Origin of the sequence: Litoribacterium kuwaitense, assembly GCF_011058155.1 — a bacterium.
Classification (GTDB): domain Bacteria; phylum Bacillota; class Bacilli; order Bacillales; family DSM-28697; genus Litoribacterium; species Litoribacterium kuwaitense.
The window spans coordinates 1-1,314 of record NZ_JAALFC010000096.1 but is presented as its reverse complement, the minus strand read 5'-3'; the positions used below and the strand labels follow the sequence as shown (position 1 = coordinate 1,314).

Annotated in this window: 9 tRNA genes and 2 rRNA genes; all 11 read right to left on the bottom strand. The window is 52.9% G+C overall.

The features are described from left to right. Window positions 1–269: ribosomal RNA gene (locus tag G4V62_RS19125) — 16S ribosomal RNA — on the bottom strand; the annotation flags it as partial. A 135-nt stretch (window positions 270–404) separates the two neighbouring features. After that, window positions 405–480, bottom strand: a tRNA-Ala gene (locus G4V62_RS19120). A 5-nt stretch (window positions 481–485) separates the two neighbouring features. After that, a tRNA-Pro gene (locus tag G4V62_RS19115) sits at window positions 486–562 on the bottom strand. Between the two features lie 17 nt (window positions 563–579). Then, window positions 580–656, bottom strand: a tRNA-Arg gene (locus tag G4V62_RS19110). Between the two features lie 8 nt (window positions 657–664). Then, window positions 665–753 (bottom strand) — tRNA-Leu (locus G4V62_RS19105). A 16-nt stretch (window positions 754–769) separates the two neighbouring features. Further along, window positions 770–841: transfer RNA gene (locus G4V62_RS19100), tRNA-Gly, on the bottom strand. A 20-nt stretch (window positions 842–861) separates the two neighbouring features. After that, a tRNA-Leu gene (locus tag G4V62_RS19095) sits at window positions 862–944 on the bottom strand. A gap of 11 nt (window positions 945–955) precedes the next feature. Beyond that, a tRNA-Lys gene (locus tag G4V62_RS19090) sits at window positions 956–1,028 on the bottom strand. A 5-nt stretch (window positions 1,029–1,033) separates the two neighbouring features. Then, window positions 1,034–1,109 (bottom strand) — tRNA-Thr (locus G4V62_RS19085). Between the two features lie 5 nt (window positions 1,110–1,114). After that, window positions 1,115–1,190 (bottom strand) — tRNA-Val (locus G4V62_RS19080). Window positions 1,191–1,218: 28 nt separating this feature from the next. Continuing rightward, a 5S ribosomal RNA gene (gene rrf / locus G4V62_RS19075) occupies window positions 1,219–1,314 on the bottom strand; the annotation flags it as partial.

The window sequence follows — 1,314 nt, the reverse complement described above, 5'->3', positions numbered from 1 at the left end:
TTACCTCACCAACTAGCTAATGCGCCGCGGGCCCATCTGTAAGTGATAGCCGAAGCCATCTTTCATCTTAAACCCATGCGGGTTCAAGGATTATCAGGTATTAGCCCCGGTTTCCCGGAGTTATCCCAGTCTTACAGGCAGGTTGCCCACGTGTTACTCACCCGTCCGCCGCTGAATCCGGGAAGCAAGCTTCCCTTCATCCGCTCGACTTGCATGTATTAGGCACGCCGCCAGCGTTCGTCCTGAGCCAGGATCAAACTCTCCATAAGAGTTTTTTGAATCTACCTTCTATATATAGAAGCGATTCGTCCTTTGCACAGTTGTTTGTTTTACATGTCGATGTCTCGACATGGCACGTTTGTACGCTTGGCTTTTGTTCAGTTTTCAAAGGGCAAAAATAAAAATGGTGGAGCCTAGCGGGATCGAACCGCTGACCTCCTGCGTGCAAGGCAGGCGCTCTCCCAGCTGAGCTAAGGCCCCAAAAATGGTCGGGAAGACAGGATTCGAACCTGCGACCCCCTGGTCCCAAACCAGGTGCTCTACCAAGCTGAGCCACTTCCCGATAAAATATATTATAAATGGCGCGCCCGAGAGGAGTCGAACCCCTAACCTTTTGATCCGTAGTCAAACGCTCTATCCAATTGAGCTACGGGCGCATGATATTTGGTGCCGAGGGCCGGACTCGAACCGGCACGGTGGTAACCCACCCCAGGATTTTAAGTCCTGTGCGTCTGCCAGTTCCGCCACCCCGGCATTGATAAGGACGTAGAGCGGAAGACGGGATTCGAACCCGCGACCCCCACCTTGGCAAGGTGATGTTCTACCACTGAACTACTTCCGCAAAATATATATTTAAAGCGATGCGGGTGAAGGGAGTCGAACCCCCACGTCACAAGGACACTAGATCCTAAGTCTAGCGCGTCTGCCAGTTCCGCCACACCCGCATGTATTAAAGTGAGCCATGGAGGATTCGAACCTCCGACCCTCTGATTAAAAGTCAGATGCTCTACCGACTGAGCTAATGGCTCTTAGCTGGTGCCGGCCAGAGGACTTGAACCCCCAACCTACTGATTACAAGTCAGTTGCTCTACCAATTGAGCTAGACCGGCGAAGATGGTGGAGGATGACGGGATCGAACCGCCGACCCCCTGCTTGTAAGGCAGGTGCTCTCCCAGCTGAGCTAATCCTCCGAAGTATACTATATGTAAAACATGTAAAGCCTGGCAACGTCCTACTCTTGCAGGGGCGGACCCCAACTACCATCGGCGCTGGAGAGCTTAACTTCCGTGTTCGGCATGGGAACGGGTGTGTCCT